Annotated in this window: 18 protein-coding genes and 1 tRNA gene; 6 read left to right on the top strand and 13 right to left on the bottom strand. The window is 63.5% G+C overall.

What is annotated here, in order from left to right:
• Positions 1–305: 305 nt before the first annotated feature.
• Both AFIC_RS13035 and AFIC_RS13030 read left to right on the top strand, forming a co-directional pair.
• Positions 306–428: a hypothetical protein gene (locus tag AFIC_RS13035; RefSeq protein WP_275246656.1), complete on the top strand. Its 123-nt coding sequence runs from the start codon at positions 306–308 to the stop codon at positions 426–428.
• Positions 429–504: 76 nt separating this feature from the next.
• On the top strand, positions 505–1,728 hold the full coding sequence (locus tag AFIC_RS13030; RefSeq protein ID WP_275246655.1) for an NnrS family protein: 1,224 nt from the start codon (positions 505–507) through the stop codon (positions 1,726–1,728).
• Here the strand turns inward: AFIC_RS13030 and AFIC_RS13025 are convergent.
• From AFIC_RS13025 to AFIC_RS13000, 6 genes are all read right to left on the bottom strand, one after another.
• A complete protein-coding gene (locus AFIC_RS13025) occupies positions 1,701–2,399 on the bottom strand; it encodes a helix-turn-helix domain-containing protein (protein ID WP_275246654.1) in 699 nt (232 codons plus the stop codon). The two genes, AFIC_RS13030 and AFIC_RS13025, sit on opposite strands and share 28 nt — an antisense overlap.
• A 117-nt stretch (positions 2,400–2,516) precedes the next feature.
• Positions 2,517–2,915 carry a response regulator transcription factor gene (locus tag AFIC_RS13020; RefSeq protein WP_275246653.1) on the bottom strand — a complete coding sequence of 133 codons (399 nt, stop codon included), beginning with the start codon at positions 2,913–2,915 and terminating at the stop codon, positions 2,517–2,519.
• A 72-nt stretch (positions 2,916–2,987) separates the two neighbouring features.
• Positions 2,988–3,605 carry a response regulator FixJ gene (gene fixJ / locus AFIC_RS13015; protein WP_275246652.1) on the bottom strand — a complete coding sequence of 206 codons (618 nt, stop codon included), beginning with the start codon at positions 3,603–3,605 and terminating at the stop codon, positions 2,988–2,990.
• Positions 3,595–5,121, bottom strand: coding sequence for a sensor protein FixL (gene fixL, locus AFIC_RS13010; protein WP_275246651.1), 1,527 nt, complete (start codon positions 5,119–5,121; stop codon positions 3,595–3,597). The genes fixJ and fixL overlap by 11 nt, the downstream gene beginning before the upstream one ends.
• Before the next feature lie 85 nt (positions 5,122–5,206).
• Positions 5,207–5,548 (bottom strand): ferredoxin FdxA, encoded by a 342-nt coding sequence (gene fdxA / locus AFIC_RS13005; RefSeq protein WP_275246650.1) that lies wholly within the window; start codon positions 5,546–5,548, stop codon positions 5,207–5,209.
• Positions 5,549–5,814: 266 nt separating this feature from the next.
• Positions 5,815–6,894: a glycosyltransferase family 4 protein gene (locus AFIC_RS13000; RefSeq protein ID WP_275246649.1), complete on the bottom strand. Its 1,080-nt coding sequence runs from the start codon at positions 6,892–6,894 to the stop codon at positions 5,815–5,817.
• A gap of 172 nt (positions 6,895–7,066) precedes the next feature.
• On the opposite strand from AFIC_RS13000, the gene hemC reads away from it, so the two are divergent.
• Positions 7,067–8,041, top strand: coding sequence for a hydroxymethylbilane synthase (gene hemC / locus AFIC_RS12995; RefSeq protein ID WP_275248729.1), 975 nt, complete (start codon positions 7,067–7,069; stop codon positions 8,039–8,041).
• On the opposite strand, the gene hemE is transcribed toward hemC, so the two are convergent.
• The gene (gene hemE / locus AFIC_RS12990; protein ID WP_275246648.1) at positions 8,038–9,084 is read right to left on the bottom strand and encodes a uroporphyrinogen decarboxylase; all 1,047 of its coding nucleotides are present in this window, start codon (positions 9,082–9,084) and stop codon (positions 8,038–8,040) included. The genes hemC and hemE overlap by 4 nt on opposite strands.
• A gap of 242 nt (positions 9,085–9,326) precedes the next feature.
• Between hemE and AFIC_RS12985 the strand changes: the two genes are divergently transcribed.
• Positions 9,327–10,808, top strand: a complete 1,482-nt coding sequence (locus AFIC_RS12985) for a methyl-accepting chemotaxis protein (RefSeq protein WP_275248728.1) — start codon at positions 9,327–9,329, stop codon at positions 10,806–10,808.
• Between the two features lie 10 nt (positions 10,809–10,818).
• Here AFIC_RS12985 and AFIC_RS12980 read toward each other — a convergent pair whose 3' ends face one another.
• The 5 genes from AFIC_RS12980 to AFIC_RS12960 form a co-directional block, all read right to left on the bottom strand.
• Positions 10,819–11,613 carry a DUF2927 domain-containing protein gene (locus AFIC_RS12980; protein WP_275246647.1) on the bottom strand — a complete coding sequence of 265 codons (795 nt, stop codon included), beginning with the start codon at positions 11,611–11,613 and terminating at the stop codon, positions 10,819–10,821.
• 2 nt (positions 11,614–11,615) lie between these two features.
• Positions 11,616–12,188 carry a L,D-transpeptidase gene (locus AFIC_RS12975; RefSeq protein WP_275248727.1) on the bottom strand — a complete coding sequence of 191 codons (573 nt, stop codon included), beginning with the start codon at positions 12,186–12,188 and terminating at the stop codon, positions 11,616–11,618.
• Positions 12,189–12,340: 152 nt separating this feature from the next.
• Positions 12,341–12,415 (bottom strand) — tRNA-Val (locus AFIC_RS12970).
• Positions 12,416–12,511: 96 nt separating this feature from the next.
• Complete coding sequence (locus tag AFIC_RS12965) at positions 12,512–13,669, bottom strand: coiled-coil domain-containing protein (protein WP_275246646.1); 1,158 nt, start codon at positions 13,667–13,669, stop codon at positions 12,512–12,514.
• A 118-nt stretch (positions 13,670–13,787) separates the two neighbouring features.
• Entirely contained in the window at positions 13,788–14,360 is a 573-nt protein-coding gene (locus AFIC_RS12960) for a DUF1134 domain-containing protein (RefSeq protein ID WP_275246645.1), read from the bottom strand.
• 127 nt (positions 14,361–14,487) lie between these two features.
• On the opposite strand from AFIC_RS12960, the gene AFIC_RS12955 reads away from it, so the two are divergent.
• Entirely contained in the window at positions 14,488–14,991 is a 504-nt protein-coding gene (locus AFIC_RS12955; RefSeq protein WP_275246644.1) for a YHS domain-containing (seleno)protein, read from the top strand.
• Here AFIC_RS12955 and AFIC_RS12950 read toward each other — a convergent pair.
• Positions 14,985–15,794: a 3'(2'),5'-bisphosphate nucleotidase CysQ family protein gene (locus tag AFIC_RS12950; protein ID WP_420833394.1), complete on the bottom strand. Its 810-nt coding sequence runs from the start codon at positions 15,792–15,794 to the stop codon at positions 14,985–14,987. The genes AFIC_RS12955 and AFIC_RS12950 overlap by 7 nt on opposite strands.
• 196 nt (positions 15,795–15,990) lie before the next feature.
• Between AFIC_RS12950 and chpT the strand changes: the two genes are divergently transcribed.
• The gene (gene chpT, locus AFIC_RS12945) at positions 15,991–16,629 is read left to right on the top strand and encodes a histidine phosphotransferase ChpT (protein WP_275246642.1); all 639 of its coding nucleotides are present in this window, start codon (positions 15,991–15,993) and stop codon (positions 16,627–16,629) included.
• Positions 16,630–16,762: the final 133 nt, after the last annotated feature.

Here is a 16,762-nt window from a genome sequence, read left to right as displayed (position 1 = left end):
GACGTTTCCGGGAGGAATCGCGCGCGACGTGCGCAACATATTCTAGAGCGTTTCAGCATGCCGTCATTCGGAATGATGAAGGAATCTGACGACAATCTATCTGGCGTTGCGGAAAGCACTTTGCGGTAACGCAAAATATCGGGAAATCCCGTCATATTTCATTTGCATAGAGCTGTCCGTGCCCGCTGCGTTATTTGTTTTGCATCCGGTTTCGGACAACGAAACATCTTTCAAATGATATTTGATTTTTCTCAATGCGGCGCTGCGGAAAGGCGGCAACTTGCCGGCATCCGGAGTGGCGAATCATGTCGATCTATCTCGTGCTTCTGATTCTGGCTTTGCTGGTGGCCGTTCGCGCGGTGGATGATCTGCGGGAGGCGCGAAGACTGGGGGCCGCGGTTCAGAAGCCGCGGCGGAGAAGTTTTTGACTTTTGCAGAATCGCGGCTTACCGCGGGACCGGACTGCATCCCTGCGAGATGGCATGGTCCAGCCGGGAGCAAGCTATGAAAATCGAGATGTCATTGCTGCGTAACGCGCAGGGGTTTGCGTTTCTGTCATACGGCTTCAGGCCGTTCTTTTTCGGCGGAGCGATTTATGCAGGGTTGGCGGTCGCGATCTGGATACCGGCTTATTTCGGCGAACTGACGCTGCACACGACTTTCGCGCCGCTTGACTGGCACATCCACGAAATGCTGTTCGGCTTCCTGCCTGCGGTGATCGCGGGATTCCTGCTGACCGCGATACCGAACTGGACCGGCCGTCCGCCGGTGCGTGGCAACCTGCTTTTGCTCATGGTTGTCGTATGGGTGCTCGGGCGCGTCGCGGTGGCATGTTCCGGAGAGGTCGGCTGGCGGGCGGCGATGCTGGCCGATGCGTCATTCCTTCTTCTTGCCGGAGCGGTCGCGGCCCGCGAGGTGCTGGCCGCCCGGAATTTCCGCAACATGCGGGTCGTGGCGCTGGTTCTGCTGCTGTTCGCCTGCAATATCGCCTTTCATGTCGAGGCGCATGTTCATGGCGCCGCCGACTACAGCATGCGTGCCGGTGTCGCGGTTATCATCATCCTGGTTTCGGTGATCGCCGGCCGCATTGTCCCCGCGTTCACGCGGATATGGCTGATGCGGCAGCCACAGGGCGCGATGCCGGTGCCGTTTTCGCGATTTGACGGCATCGCCGTGCTGCTGGGCGCACTTGCTCTGGCCGCCTGGGTGGTTCGTCCCGAGGGGATGCTGACCGGTGGTCTCTGCCTGATCGCGGGACTTTTTCATGTCGCGCGGCTTGTGCGCTGGGCGGGTTATCGCACCTTCGCCAACAGGATTCTGGTCATCCTGCATATCGGCTACGCCTTCGTGCCGCTCGGCTTTCTATTGGCCGCCGCCTCGGCGCTGGAGTTTGTCAGCGTGAGTGCCGCCATCCATGCGTGGATGGTGGGGGGCGCGGGCATCATGACGCTCGCGGTGATGTCGCGGGCGAGCCTCGGTCATAGCGGCCGCCCGCTGGTGGCATCCGCGGCGACGCAGGCCGTCTATGCCCTCGTGATCGCGGCCGCGTTCGCGCGGGTCGCGGCGGTCCTTGTCCCGGCATGGGGCAACGGCCTGATTTATGTGGCCGCCGCCTGCTGGATTCTGTCGTTTCTCGGGTTTGCCCTGAGCTACGCGCCTGCGTTTCTCGCCATCCGTCTCGATGAACGGGGGCCGCCGCCTCAGGCGTCCATGCCGATCAGGCACTGACGATCGCGCAACGCCACCCGCCGCGCGCCGGACAGGCCGAGCACGCCCTGGCTTTGCAATTGCGAGAAGGTGCGCGACACGGTTTCCAGCGTCAGCCCCAGATAGTCGGCGATGTCGCGGCGCGACATCGGCAGCGCCATCAGGCCGGTGACCGCAAGGCGGCGGTCCATTTCCAGCAGGAAGGTCGCCACGCGCTCGGTCGCGGTCTTGCGGCCAAGCAGCAGCATGTGGTCCTCGGCATGACGCAGTTGATCCGCGGTCAGCATCCACAGGCCATGCGCGACGCCGACCTCGGTTTCGGCCGCGACTTCGAGCTGGTGGCGGTTGACCGCGCGCACCTGGCTGTCGACGATGGCCTCGGCCGTCAGGCGGTATTCATCCTTGGAGACGAGGCCGAACACGTCGCCCGCCAGATGGAAGGCGTCGATCTGGCGGCGGCCGTCGGGCAGCAGCTTGTAGGTGCGGACAGCGCCGGAAATCACCCGGTAGATATGGTCGGCAGGCTCGCCCTCGCCATAGATTTCCTCGTCCTTGCGGTAGGACAGGCAGGCGCCCGCGATGCCGGCGCTGGCCAGAATTGTGTCGAAGCGGTCGAGGCGCGGCGCCACGGTGGTGGCGGAAAGCCGTCCGAAGGAACAGGCGGCGGGTGCGACGGTCATCTCGGCAAGCATGGGCATCTCCTATCAGGCGATGACTTTCTGTCCGAAACGGGCGCGCGGCGGTATTTCGCTCGGTCCCTTAAGGCGGGCACCTTAAGGGATTTACCGGAGGTGACAGAGCGTTTTTTGTCAGGAAGGGCGGGCCGGAGAGGGGCTGTCCTGCATCGCCTGCCGGATATGGGCGATCAGGCTTTCCTCCAGATGGGGCTTGCGCAGCACATAATGGACCCCTGCCGCCAGCGCCTTCGCGGAGATCCCCTCGTCGGGGTCGCCGGTAATAAGAATCATCGGCACCTGCACGTTCTGGCTATGGAGGCGGGTGACGAGGTCGAGGCCGTTCATGCCGGGCATCTTGTAGTCGATGATGAAGCAGTCGGCATGGCGCGGCACGTCTGTCTCCAGCGCCGCGGACGCCGTGCGGAACGTCAGGGTTTCAAATCCTTCGGCTTCCAGCAGAAAACGCAGCGAACCCAGAACGTCCGGGTCGTCGTCGATGACATAGACGGTGCTTTTGCGCAGGGAGGACATGCTTCAACCGATGGGCGCAGGGGCGCGTCTTTCAACACTGGCCGCTATGAGTCCTCACCGCATTGATTTGTCTCAATCCTTCAACAGGCCGCCGCGAATGGCGAAGCGCACCAGCTCGGAAATGCTGGACGCCTGCATCTTGGTCATGACGTTGGCGCGATAGACCTCGATGGTGCGGGGGCTGATGTCATAGTCCCGGGCGATCAGCTTGTTCGACAGTCCCGCGACGAGACCGTCCAGCACCTGCCGCTCGCGCGGGCTCAGGCTTGCGATCCGGGATGCGATATCGGCGGCCACGGCATCGCCCTTATGCCGCTGCGCGGCGCCGCCGAGAGCAACCCGGATGGTTCCGATCAGCCTTTCGTCCTCGAACGGTTTCTCGATGAAATCGATCGCGCCGAGCTTCATCGCCTCGACCGCGAGCGGGATATCGCCGTGGCCGGTCATGATGATGATGGGCAGCGACTTGCCGGTTTCCCGCAGCCGCTTCAACAGTTCGAGGCCGTCGAGGTTCGGCATGCGCACATCGGAGACGATGCAGCCGGGTCCCAGTTCGGGCAGGGCTTCGAGGAAGCTCACGGCCGACTCGAACAGGCGCGCTTTCAACCCGGCGGATTCGAGAAGGAAGTCGAGCGAATCCCGCATCGCCTGATCGTCATCGATGACATAAACAAGTCCCTCAGCCGGCATCGGTCAATCCTTCGCTTGGCGCGGCCGGCAGGGTGAAGCGGAAAGTTGCGCCGCCTGCCGGATTGTCTTCGGTCCACATCCGTCCGCCATGAGCCTCGATGATCGTCCGGCTGATGGAAAGGCCGACCCCCATGCCGGTTATCTTGGTGGTGAAGAAGGTCTGGAACATTCTCGCCTGGTGTTCCTTCGCGATGCCATGGCCGGTGTCGGACACCGCGATCTCGATCATGTCGTTGGCCGCGCGGGAACAGGTGACGATCATCGTGCGTTGCGCGGAGTCGGTCATGGCGTCGAGCGCGTTGCGGAACAGGTTGACGAGAACCTGCTGGATCTGGACGCGATCCACCAGAACGAGGTCGTGATCCGGATCGAGATTGAAATGCAGCGACACACCCTGTTCGCGCGCACCCGTGAGACCGAGCGCGCCGGCTTCCTCGATCAGTTTCGATGCCTTTTCTACGCGTTTTTCGGATTCTCCGCGCGAGACGAAATCGCGCAGGCGGCGAATGATCTGGCCTGCGCGAATGGCCTGTTCGGCGGCGCGATCCAGCGCGGATTCGATCTTTTGCCGGTTGTCCTCGGTGTCGGAGGCCAGCAGGCGCCGCGAGCCTTTCATGTAATTGCTGATGGCGGCGAGCGGCTGGTTCAGTTCGTGCGCCAGCGCCGAGGCCATTTCGCCCATGGCGGTGAGGCGCGAGACATGCACGAGTTCGGATTGCAGCTCCTGCATCCGGGCCTGCGTCTGCTGATATTCGGTGAGGTCGCGCACGAATCCGGTGAAATAGGGTTCGCCCTCGGTCTGCATCTCGCCGATCGACAGATGCATCGGGAAGATGGTGCCGTCCTTGCGCTTGCCGGAGACGATGCGGCCGATGCCGATGATGTGGCGCTCGCCGGTGGCGCGGTAGCGGTCGAGATAGTCGTCGTGCCGGGCGCTGTCCGGGTTCGGCATCAGCATGCTGACGTTCTGCCCGATCGCCTCGTGTTCGCTGTAGCCGAACTGCCGCACGGCGGCCTTGCTGAAGAACTGCATGATGCCACGGCCGTTGATGACGATCATCGCATCGGGGATGGTTTCCAGGATCGAACGCAGATGGCCTTCGCGCACGCGCAGCGCGGCTTCGAGCTGCTTCTGCTCCTCGATGTCGATGACGATGCCGGACAGATGCACCGCGCCGCTCGGGCCTTTGACCACCGCGCTGCGGGTGCGCAGCCAGTGCGTCGCCCCGTGCGGCGTGGCGACGCGGTACTGGATGTCGAAATTGGTGCCGTCGGCGATCGAGCGTTCGATGGCGCGCTCGGTGCGCTCGCGGTCCTCCGGTACGAGCAACGCGAGAAACCGCGCGTAATCGAGGCTTTCGTCACTGGAAAGGCCGAACAGCTTGCGGGTGGTTGGCGACAGTCCCAGTTCGCGGGTCGCCAGATTGAGGTCCCATGTGCCGATGCCGGAATCCTCCAGCCCATGCTGGAGCAGGGTGGTGCCGGAAGAATTGGTGGGTGGGGTATGGCTTGGCACGGGCGATGTTGACTCTAAAGCGGCATTTCACCTCGATTTGGCCCTGGCGACAAGCGGTCCATATGACCACTGGACAGCGGGGCTGTCAGGCTTCCTCGCCGGGTTTCTCGCTGAAATAGGGCTCGAACTTGTCCTTCACGCCGTTCCATTTGTCGGCGTCTTCCGGAGGGGTCTTCTTGAACGGAATGTTCGGCCAGAGCGAGGCGTATTTCTTGTTCTGCTCCAGCCATTTCGGTTCGGCGGCGGGGTCCGAATCCGGGAAGATCGCCTCGGCCGGGCATTCGGGCACGCAGACGCCGCAATCGATGCATTCGTCGGGGTGGATGACGAGCATGTTCTCGCCCTCATAGAAGCAATCGACCGGACAGACCTCCACGCAGTCCATGTATTTGCATTTGATGCAGTTGTCGGTGACGACGTGAGTCATCGGGTATCCTTCTCGCCGGGCACGTGCGTGGTTTCAAAACGGATGTGCGCGTGAGTGTGCGTATAAGATTCATTTTATATGTATATTATAGGCAAACTCACAAGCCTTGTTAACAGGAAATCTCCGCAGGAACTGCAAGAAGCGGCGCTCGGCAGGCTGTTTTTTGCGAGTATCGTTTTTCAGGGAAAGGGGCCGCTGCAATTTTGCCATCGGGAGGGAACGGTGGTGGTTCTGCGCCCCGTGAGCATGATGGGTGCGGGCGGGCGTTAGGACCGCGAGGATTTCTCGAGCGCATCCGCGATCACTGACAGCCATTGTCCGCGCTGGCTTTGCAGCCGCTCTGCTTCAATCCTGGCGGCTGCCGTCATGGCGGGAAGGCGCTCCAGCATAGCCGTGACCGCGGCCGCAAGATCTCGCGGATCGAATGGCTCGCTCAGCACGATACCGGCGCCGGATCGCGCGATCTCGCCGGCATAGCCGCAAATTCCGGAGACGATGGCGGGTCGCCCCGCGAGCATCGATTCCGCGATCACCTGTCCCGCCGCCTCCGCGCGCGCGGGATGCAGCAGAAAATCGGAAGCTGCCATCAGGTCCATCACGTTCGCGCCATAGGGCAGAATGCGGACGCGATCCTCGATCTTGAGAGTCCTGGCTTGTTCGGCAATCCATGAATCGGTGCTGCCCGCGCTGACGAGATGCAGGTTCGGAAATCGTGCAAGCGCTTCAAGCGAACGATCGAGCCCTTTTTGTTTGGGTTTCACCGCGGCGGCGAGCGCCACGATGGCATCGCTCGGCAGGCCGAGCTGGCCGCGTGTTGCACTTCGCGCTGCCGTTGCGCGCGTCGCGTCGAAGCGTTCTTCATGCAGAACGATAGGCAGCACGGTGCCTTGAGCGGGATCGAAATCGTAAAGCGCGGCATATTGGTCGCGTTGGGCTTGCGTCAGAAAGAAAAAACGAGTGCGGGAAGTCTCGAACACGCCGCGCTCAAGCCGAAGATAGGTGCGTTGCCGCGGTAGAAGGCTTGCTGCCCCCGTCATCCGTAATGCCACGGCGGCATCCGCCGCGTAATGAAAGTCAGCGCCGGGCACGCGCTCGAACGAAAGCGTCATGTCGGGCTTGTGGCGGCTGCGGTAGGCCATCACGGCTTTCGCGAAATGCCGCGCGCGGCCGTGGTTGGAGAAGCCCTTGCGGGGAACAATCGCCAGCGGCAATTGCCCGGGCGCGGCGCGCGTGGTGACGAGAGTCACGTCATGGCCGCGCCGCTGCAAATTGGCGGCGATGGCGAGGCAGTCGCGTTCCTTGCCGCCGAGTGTTTCAAGTTGAAAAATGGCCAGTGCGATCTTCATCGTGTCCGTTCGGGCGGCCCTGTCGCGGCATCCTCGATTACCCGATCGCCGGATAAGGCGCAAATCAGGGAAGGCGGCGGAATGCCTTGTGGGAGGCTCCGTTCGCAGCTAATGAGTGCGCATTGCCGCCGGACGCGGTAGGGGAGCAAGGGATAGCGTGGCAGGCAAGGCGATGCGGATCGGCACGCGCAAGAGCGTGATGGCGCTGGCGCAGACCAGCGAGATCGCGCGCCAGTTGACGGCGGCCGACCCGAGCCTCGCGGTGGAGATCGTCAAGTTCGAGACCATGGGCGATCAGGACCAGACCGGCAAGCTGCTCGATCTCGGCGGCAAGGGCGGGGCGTTCGTCGCGCAGATCCGCGACGCCGTTCGCGAAGGTCGACTTGAGGCGGCGATGCATTCGCTCAAGGATATGCCGGGCAACGAAGATACGCCCGGCCTCGTGATCGGCGCGATGCTGTTGCGCGATCCGCCGACCGATGCGCTGGTGGTGCGGGACGGCGTGACGCTCGATCAACTGCGGCGCTCGCGCGGCAAGGGATTCAAGATCGGTACCAACGCGGTGCGCCGCGCCGCCTATGTGCGCCGCCTGTTTCCGGAAGCCGAGGTCATCCATTTTCGCGGCGCCGCCGACACGCGCATCCGCAAGCTCGACGGGCGCGAGATGCAGCGCTTGCCGGACGGCGGCGAGGCCGGGCCCGCCGACGCGCTGGTGATGGCGCGCGCGGGGCTCGAGCGTGTCGGTTTCGCGGATCGCATCGTGCACCAGTTCTCCCCGGACGAGATGCTGCCAGCGGTGGGCCAAGGCATCGTCGCGGTGGAATGCGCCGCGTCCGACTGGGATACGCTGGGTCGTCTTGCGACAATCGACAACGCGGCCTCGCGCCGTTGCGGCGAAGCCGAGCGCGAGGTGCTGTGGGTTCTCAACGGCCACTGCAACTCGCCGATCGCGGGCTATGCCGTCATCGACGGACAGGAGATTTCGCTGAAGGCCGCCGTGCTGGACGAAGCCAACGACCGTTTCATCGAGGTCACGCGGCGCGGACCTGTGGGCTGCCCTCGCGAACTTGGGCGCGCGGTGGCGTTCGATCTCCTCGCCAGGGGCGCGGCCGATGTGATCGCCCGCACCCGGCCGCTGTCGCATTAGCCCTTGTAGGCTCGCACCCGCGCGATCATGCGTTCGACGTGGGAAATCGGCGTGTTCGGCTGAATGCCGTGGCCGAGATTGAAGATCAGCCGCCCGCTTGCGTAATTCGCAAGCACGTCATCGATTGACCTGTCGAGCGCGTCGCCGCCCGCGATCAGCGCCAGCGGATCGAGATTGCCCTGCAACGCGACGCGGCTCTGTATCTGTTCGCGCATGAACGATGGCTCGCTCGCCCAGTCGATGCTGACGGCATCGACGCCGGTTCGCGCGACATAGTCAGGCAGCATCGCGCCCGCGCCGCGTGGAAAGCCGATGATCTTCGCGTTTGGCACTTGCGCGCGGACGCCTTCGACGATGCGGCGGGTCGGCTCGATCGACCAGCGGGCGAATTCGGCGGGCGGCAGTACGCCGGCCCATGTATCGAAAATCTGCAACGCTTCCGCGCCCGCCTGAAGCTGGCCGAGCAGGTAGCGGATCGAGGTCTCGACGATGGCGTCAATGATTTTTGCGAACGACACGGGATCGCGATAGGCGAGCAGGCGCGCGGGCGCCTGATCGGGCGTGCCCTGGCCCGCGACCATGTAAGTTGCGACCGTCCACGGCGCGCCGCAAAAGCCGGTCAGCGCGACACGCGAAGGCAGTTCGCTGCGGACGCGGCGCAGCGCCTCGTATACCGGCTCGAAGGTCGTGAAATTCGCCGCGAATTTTTCCGCCGCGATCTTGTCGGGCGTGTCGAGCGGATCGAGACGCGGGCCTTCGCCAACCTCGAAGCGGACATCGCGGCCCAGCGCATGCGGCACCACGAGAATGTCGGAGAAGATGATCGCCGCATCGAAGCCGAAGCGGCGGATCGGCTGCAACGTCACTTCGGCGGCAAGCTCGGGGTTGTAGACGAGATCGAGAAATCCGCCCGCCTTTTCCCGCACGGCGCGGTACTCCGGCAGATAGCGGCCGGCCTGACGCATCATCCAGATCGGAGGAACGGTTTGGCGCTGGCCCGAAAGAACGTCGATGAACGGCTTGGCGGTGGAATCCGGGGGCAAGATCGATCCTCGACTGGTGGCTGGGCGCGCTCCTGATACACCGCGCGCGCGGCCAAGGCTATGGCGGGGCTGCGCGCGTGAGAGCCAACGGTTGTGCGGCAAGCGGCCGAAAATCCGCGAGGTTTGATCCCGATGCGGTGTCCGGATGCCGGTTCCCTATGGTGGAACATGTACAAACATACACGTTATGGTTGTTTAAAGAAATCGAAGGCAGGCTGTCCGAAACCAGAAGGGTGGGGATGATGGCACTGTTCAGCTTCAATCATGAATTGAGCGCCAAGATCGACGCGGTGGGCCGGTCGCAGGCGGTCATCGAATTCAATCTGGACGGCACGATCATCACGGCCAACGAGAACTTCCTCGGCGCACTCGGCTACAAACTCGACGAAGTGCAGGGCAAGCATCACGGGATGTTCGTGTCCGAGGCCGAGCGCGGCAGCGTCGCGTACCGCGAATTCTGGAACAGGCTGCGCGCCGGCGAATTCCAGTCGGGCGAATTCATGCGCAACGCCAAGGACGGGCGGTCTGTCTGGATTCGGGCATCCTACAATCCGCTGTTCGACCGCGGCGGCAAGCCCTGCAAGGTCATCAAATTCGCCTTCGATATCACGCAGCAGAAAATGCGCAGCGCCGATTACGAAGGGCAGATCAAGGCGATTCACAAATCGCAGGCTGTCATCGAATTCGATCTCGATGGCAGGGTTCTCACCGCCAACGACAATTTTCTGGCGGCTCTCGGCTATACGCTGGAGGAAATCCGCGGCCAGCATCACGGCATGTTCGTCGATGCGGCCTATCGCGGTGGCCCCGACTATCGCGAGTTCTGGAACGCGCTGCGGCGCGGAGAGTATCAGGCGGGCGAGTTCAAGCGCGTCGGCAAGGACGGCCGCGTGGTCTGGATTCAGGCGTCGTACAATCCGATCTACGGCGCCGGCGGCGAATTGATGAAGGTGGTGAAATTCGCGACCGACGTGACGGCGCAGGTCGAGGACCGGATTCGCCGTGGCGAAATCCAGACCTCCATCGACGGCGATCTCGATCTGATCACCGGCGCGGTGGGCGAGACCACCGGGCGGATCACCTCCGTGGTCGGCGCCTCCACGCAAACCTCGTCGAACATGCAGGCGGTGGCGTCCGGCGCGGAAGAGCTTGCGGCGTCGGTCGGCGAGATCAGCCGTCAGGCGGCGAATGCGCTCGACATCTCGATGCGCGCGGTCAAGCAGGCCAACGAAACCGGTGAGATTGTCTCCGGTCTCGCGGCCGCCGCGCAGAAGATCGGCGATGTGGTCAAGCTCATCAACAATATCGCGGATCAGACCAACCTGCTGGCGCTGAATGCGACGATCGAGGCCGCCCGCGCGGGTGAAGCGGGCAGGGGATTTGCGGTGGTGGCGTCGGAAGTGAAAAGCCTTGCCGCGCAGACCGCGAAGGCGACCGACGAGATCAGCGGCCAGATCGCCGAGGTGCAGAGCACCACAGCGAACGCGGTGACGGTGATCGAAAGCATCACCGAGACGATCTCGCAGGTGAACGAAATCTCCTCGGCGATCGCGGCATCCGTCGAGGAGCAGGCATCGGTGACGCAGAGCATTTCGTCGAACATGCAGATCGCCGCCAAGGGCGTGTCGGAGATCGACAGCAGCATGAAGGAAATCGCCGAAGCGACCCGTTCCGTCGATGACGCCACGCGCAAGGTGAAGGAAGCCTCGCGCAAGCTGGCTTAAGACGCGCGCCTCAGTGGCGCTCCCGCGAAGGCGCTGCGACCCTTGCGCGGATATCCTTGAGGATGGCGGGCAATAGCGGACGGACCTGATCGATGCTCATGCCGGCCTTGACGCGCGGATCATAGAGAATGTTCAGGAGATAGCGGTCGTAGGTGTCGAAGAAGCCCATCGATACCGCATCGTTGAACATGGTCCACGGCACTGATTCGGTGTCGTTGATCGGCCCCAGCGATTGCAGCATTTCCTCATAGGCGCAATCGAGGAAGACAAAATCGCCGCTGTCGACCGTCAGGATGACTTCGGCGTGCTCGATCTCGTATTTGTCGTTCTTGCGGAATCCCGAGAGGCATTGCGGGTCGAGCGATTTGCGGATCTTGCGGGCCGTCGTCGTGCCGTAGGACTTGCGGATCGAGCGGTCGAGGTCGCGGTCGCGCACCAGTTGCACGATGAGATTGGCTTCCTCGCGATTGGGCGTCACGGCGATGTCGAGATGATTGATGTGTTCGCCGATATCGGCGGTCACGGCCTCGATCTGCTGATTGCGGTCCGGCCTGTTCACGCCGGTGATGAACACGCGCACCGGCTTGTGGAATTTGCGGATGCGGTCGACCTTGCCCGCGAGCTGGTATTCCGCGCCGAAGGTCGTCTTCAGAAATCCGTCGACGATCTCGGCGTCGGTGAAATTCGTTTTCTCGTTATGCTGGTTTGCCGCGATGGAAGGGATGTCCGCGTCGGCCGCCAGGGCCCGGCTTGCAACGAAGGCCGTTGCGAGCACTGCGAGGCTGACGCGCACGCCCTGTTTCATGCTCAGTTCTTGACGTAGACCGTGGCGCCGACCGAGACGCGGTTATAGAGGTCGATGACGTCGTCGTTGACCATGCGGAAGCATCCCGACGACACCGCCTGTCCGATGGTTTCCGGCTCGTTCGAGCCGTGAATGCGATACAGCGTCGAGCCGAGATACATCGCGCGCGCGCCGAGCGGATTTTCCGGTCCGCCCTTCATGTGGCGCGGCAGGTCGGGGCGGCGGCGCAGCATCTGCGATGGCGGCGTCCAGCTCGGCCATTCCTTCTTGGCGGTGATGCGATGCACGCCGCCCCAGCGGAAGCCGTCGCGGCCGACGCCGATGCCGTAACGCATCGCCTCGCCCGGCGCGGTGATGAGATAGAGCCGCCGCTCGCGCGTATCGACGACGATGCTGCCCGGCGCGTAATTGCTCTGATAGTTGACCCGCTGGCGCGGAATCGGGCTGGAGCGTCCGATCCCCGAGGAGAAGAAGTTCGGGAACATGACCTCGCTGCTGTTCGCTTCCTGAGCGTTTGCGAGCGACGCGCTGCTCAGGATCATGCAGGCGGACAACATTGAGACGACACGCTTCATCGGCGGACCTTTCAGGGTGAATTGCGGCATCGGATAGCCCAGAAAGGCCATATTCTGCCGGGAGCCGCAACCCACAGCAACGTGAAAGCGGCATATCGTCTCTATGACGGCCGGTATCGCGGGAATGTACCGATGAACGAAAAGAAAACCGATGGTGGGCGCACAAGGGATCGAACCTTGGACCTCTCCCGTGTGAAGGGAACGCTCTCCCGCTGAGCTATGCGCCCGGGACGGCCTTTGAGGGGCCGCGAAGGCCGCGATTTACGAAGCTCATGGCCGGGGTGTCAAGCTCCGATCGGACGAATTCAGGCCGCGGGGACGTGTCATGCCTTGCCGATGCGCGCGGCCTGTACGTCCTGAAGCGCGCGGATGCGCTGGGCAAGGCTGCCTTGTGCTCCTGCCGCGCCTTTGACCGTGTCGCCGTTGACGATGGCGCTGATCGCGGATGTGGACCCGCTCTCCGCAGCAAGGATTTTCTGGATCGGGGAATCCGGCCCCTCGAGCTTGCCCGCCAATCCCGCGACTTCGGCGGCGATGGCGTTGATGCGCTCGCGCAGCAGTCCGTTTTCCTGCCGCTCTTCGGCGGATGTCTTGTCCGCCTGCTGTCTGGCGGCGGCCAGTTCGCGCACGAGTTGGGCGCGCTCGTTATTGGCCGCTTCGACCTGCTTGCGCAGTTCGCTGTTGTCATGCTCGCGCTGGACGAGAGCCTTGTCCTGCGTCACGAGGCGGGCTTCCAGTTCTGCGATACGCTTGGTTAGCGTTTCGGCCTTTTGCGATTGCGCCACCAACTGCCCGTCAAGCTCGCCGAGGCGGTCGGTCAGGGTTTCGGCGTGGGACCGGGCATTACTCAGCTCGCGGCTTGCCGTTTCCGATTTGCCGCGCTGGTCGTCCAGGCGGGTGCGGGTCTCGGTGTGCTCCTGCTCGGCGTGGGCGACACGGGTCTGTAGCGCCTCGATCTCGGCGCGCACCGTGGCGAGTTCGGCCTGGCGGGCTTCCGCCGTCTGCGAACGGTCGGACAATTCGCCGGACAGCTTTGTCAATTCGATCTGTTTTTCGCGCAGCGCCTGTTCGGCGTCGCGCAGGCTGTCGGTCTTGAGCGAGAATTCCTTCTCCGTGGCGTGAAGCTGTTCGTGCAACGCCTTCTCGCGCGTCTCCAGCGTGAAGATCGCGGCGCTTTTCTCGCCAAGCTCCATCTTCAGGCGGTTGATGGCGTCGGATTTCTTTCCAAGTTCGGCCTGCTGGCTGGTGGTCCTGGCCTTGAGCTGCTCGACGCTCATTTCCAGCTTGCGCGCGGACATCGCGAATTCGGCGCGCAACTGGTCCTTGTCGGCCTGAATCTCGGCCATCGACAGCGGCGCCGCCGCCTCGAGCCGCCGCGTCGTCAGCCGCACCGCGCGGTTGTGCACCAGCGGCATGATCATCAGACCGCACAGCATCGAGATCAGAAAACCGATCGCCAGATACATGATCGGCTCAACCATAGGCAACTCCCGCAAGGGCGGCCGAACCCGGCCGCCAGCCTCAACACGCGCAGAAACTAGCAGATCGGCCAGCCGGCGTGAAACATGCCGCGCTGTCCGAAAATAGTACCAGAATCCCTCAGAAGGGGTTCCAGGTCGCGCGGGGGGTGAACTTCAGATAGCCGACGCTCGCCCCGAGCCGCAGGCCGACGCCCGCCCGGATCGGCACCAGCACGATGTGGTTGGCGGTCAATGCCGTCATGCCGAAGCCGCCGATTACATAGGCGGAGCCGTCGATGCCGCCGAAACGCTGATAGATCGCGGAGGTGGCGGGCAGGTTGTAGACCAGCATCATGGTCCGCGCGCCGTCGCCGCCCCAGTCGAAGCCGACCGAGGGACCCTGCCAGTACACCTTCAGGTCACCGGCGTTCTTGGTATAAAGCGTGCCCTCGCCATAGCGCAGTCCGGCGACGAATGCGCCCGCGCCTTCCTCGCCGAGGACGTAGCCGTTCGGCAGACCCCAGCGGCTGATGGCGCGCTCGATGATCGAGGCGAGGCCGCGCGAGACGTTGCCGAAGAAACGATGGCCCGCGACCACCAGTTCGTCGGAGCGGTAGGAATCCGAACGCGGCCCCTGTTGCGCCGAGGCGGGCGTGGAGAACGAGATCGCCGCCGCGAAAAGCAGGGCTGCACAACGCAGAGCGAAATTCATGAAATAACCCCCGGGAGGACCGCTGGTGAAGGCGCTTGGTAAAGCGAGCAGGATCTGCTCCCAGCTTAACGGCTTGCTGACAGGCAGATCCTAAACTCAGGCGACTCGAACTTTATCGGCAGCAACTATGACGGTATGGCGGCAGGAAAACAAAGGGTGGGGCCGAAAAGGCCCGGTCGCAGCGGGTATTTTGGCCGTATTTGCGTTTTTGGCACCCGTAATCGTGTGGGCGGCTTCGACCGAGCGGGTGGTCACGAACCATCACACCGGACTTGCGATCGACGGCTACGATCCGGTGGGCTATTTTATCCAGTCCCGGCCCGTTGCCGGGAAGCCCGGAATCGAGACCTGGCAGGGTGGCGCGATCTGGCGCTTCTTCGATGAACGGGACAGGGACATCTTTCTCTCGGCCCCCGATATTTACGGCCCGCAATTCGGCGGTTACGACCCCATCGACCTTGCTGATGGCCGGATCGTCGCCGGGCAGCCGCTGATCTGGCTGGTTCACGGCCAGCGTCTTTACCTGTTCAGCCGGATCGAAAACCGCGACGCCTTCACGGCCGACCCCTCCCGCCTTGCCGAGGCGTCCGGGAAGTGGCCGGCGCTCAGCGAGACCCTCGCCGGCTATTGATCCGGCGCCCTTGCGCCGTCACGGCGGGCGGCCTGCGGGTCGCCCCATGCGATAAAGTCGGAAACGAGGAAGCCGTCGTGATCCTCGCCGAACCTTAAAGGCTGGCGGCGTCCGCCGGTGACAAGGCCGCCGGCGGCGGTGACGATGGCATGGCCCGCGGCCACGTCCCATTCGCTGGTGGGCGAGAGGCGGGGATAGATGTCGGCGCCGCCCTCGGCGACGCGGCAGAACTTGATCGAGGAGCCGAGAACCTGCCGGATCGCGCCGGGGCGCTCCGCGATGAAGGCCTCGGTGCGCGGGTCGCCATGCGAGCGGCTGACCGCGACGATCCACGGTGCGGCGGGGCCGGGATGAGGGCGTGTCCGGATTGGCTGGGGGGCGCTGTAAACCGTGGCGTCCTTGGTCGCCAGCAGGCGTTCGGCACCAAAGCCGACAAGTCCGCGCCAGACGATGCCGAGCGCGGGCGCGACGACGATGCCGAGAACGGGCTCCCCGCGCGTGACGAGGGCGATGTTGACGGTGAATTCGTCGGTACCGGTGACGAACTCGCGCGTGCCGTCGAGGGGATCGATCAGGAAGAAGCTGGCGCGATAGGGCCGCGCCGCCAGATGGGTGCGTTCTTCCGACAGCACCGGGATGGCGGGTGCAAGTTTCGCAAGCCCTTCGGCGATGATCGCATCGGCCAGCGTATCGGCGTCGCTCACCACCGAGCCGTCGATCTTCTTGCCGAGCCCCATGGTGCTGCGATTGACCGCGAGGATCGCCGCGCCCGCCTGTACGGCGAGCTTTGTCAGCGGCTCCATTAACGTGAGGGCGTCTTCGCCGGCAAGGGTAACCCCTTCAGCCACAATTTCTTTCCTGGTCCGCTGTGGTTCCTCGGTGGCCTGTGTGGCCGCGGCAGGTTTCGCGGTGTATCAAATCACGGTCCGGCGTGATTCGACTGCGGAAATCGCAGCGGCGAATCCTTATCACACACCAAACCACAGCAGGAAAATTTTCATGTCAGGTACCTCCGGTGCTCCCGATGCTCTCGACCTTGCTGCGTTGCTGTCTTCAAGGGTTTGCCACGATCTCATCAATCCGGTCGGCGCCATCGTCAACGGCCTTGAGGTGATGGACTCGAGCAACAAGGCCGAGGACAAGGAGTTCGCCCTCGACCTGATCCGCAAGAGCGCGGTCAGCACCTCGGCGCGGCTGCAATTTTGCCGCATCGCCTATGGCGCGGCGGGCTCGGCGGGGACGCAGATCGACCTTGGCGACGCGCAGAAGGTGGCGCGCGGCCATCTGGAGGACGGCAAGACCAGACTGACGTGGAATTTGCCGCACATGCTGCTGGCGAAGAACCGCGTCAAACTGCTCCTCAACATGCTGGTCATCGCCCAGCAGGCGATCCCGCGCGGCGGCGAACTGGTGATCGACCCGATCGGCGAGGGCGATACGATGGGATTCCGCATCCGCGCGGTGGGCGCGAACGCGCGCGAGCCGCACAGCATCGCCGACCAGCTCAATCTGGAGAATGCAGCCTCCATCACCGCGCACGCGGTGCAGCCTTATTATACGGCGCTGCTGGCGCAGGCTTGCGGCTTCAAGGTCGGGCTGACCAAGGAAGAGGACGCCGTCGTGGTGGCGACCTCGTGAGGCCGCTCAAACCTTAACGAACTCTTTCCGCCTGCGGGCCGAGGCCGCGGGTGCGCAAAATCGACCGAAACAAAAATACCTTTTGCTCACCATTATTAAACGCTTTCCGTTGAAACTGCGCAGACTTGGCAGG

This window comes from [Pseudomonas] carboxydohydrogena (genome assembly GCF_029030725.1).
In the GTDB taxonomy this organism is placed as follows: Bacteria; Pseudomonadota; Alphaproteobacteria; order Rhizobiales; family Xanthobacteraceae; genus Afipia; species Afipia carboxydohydrogena.
Note: the sequence above shows the minus strand (reverse complement) of the source record. Positions and strands in the feature narration are given on the sequence as shown.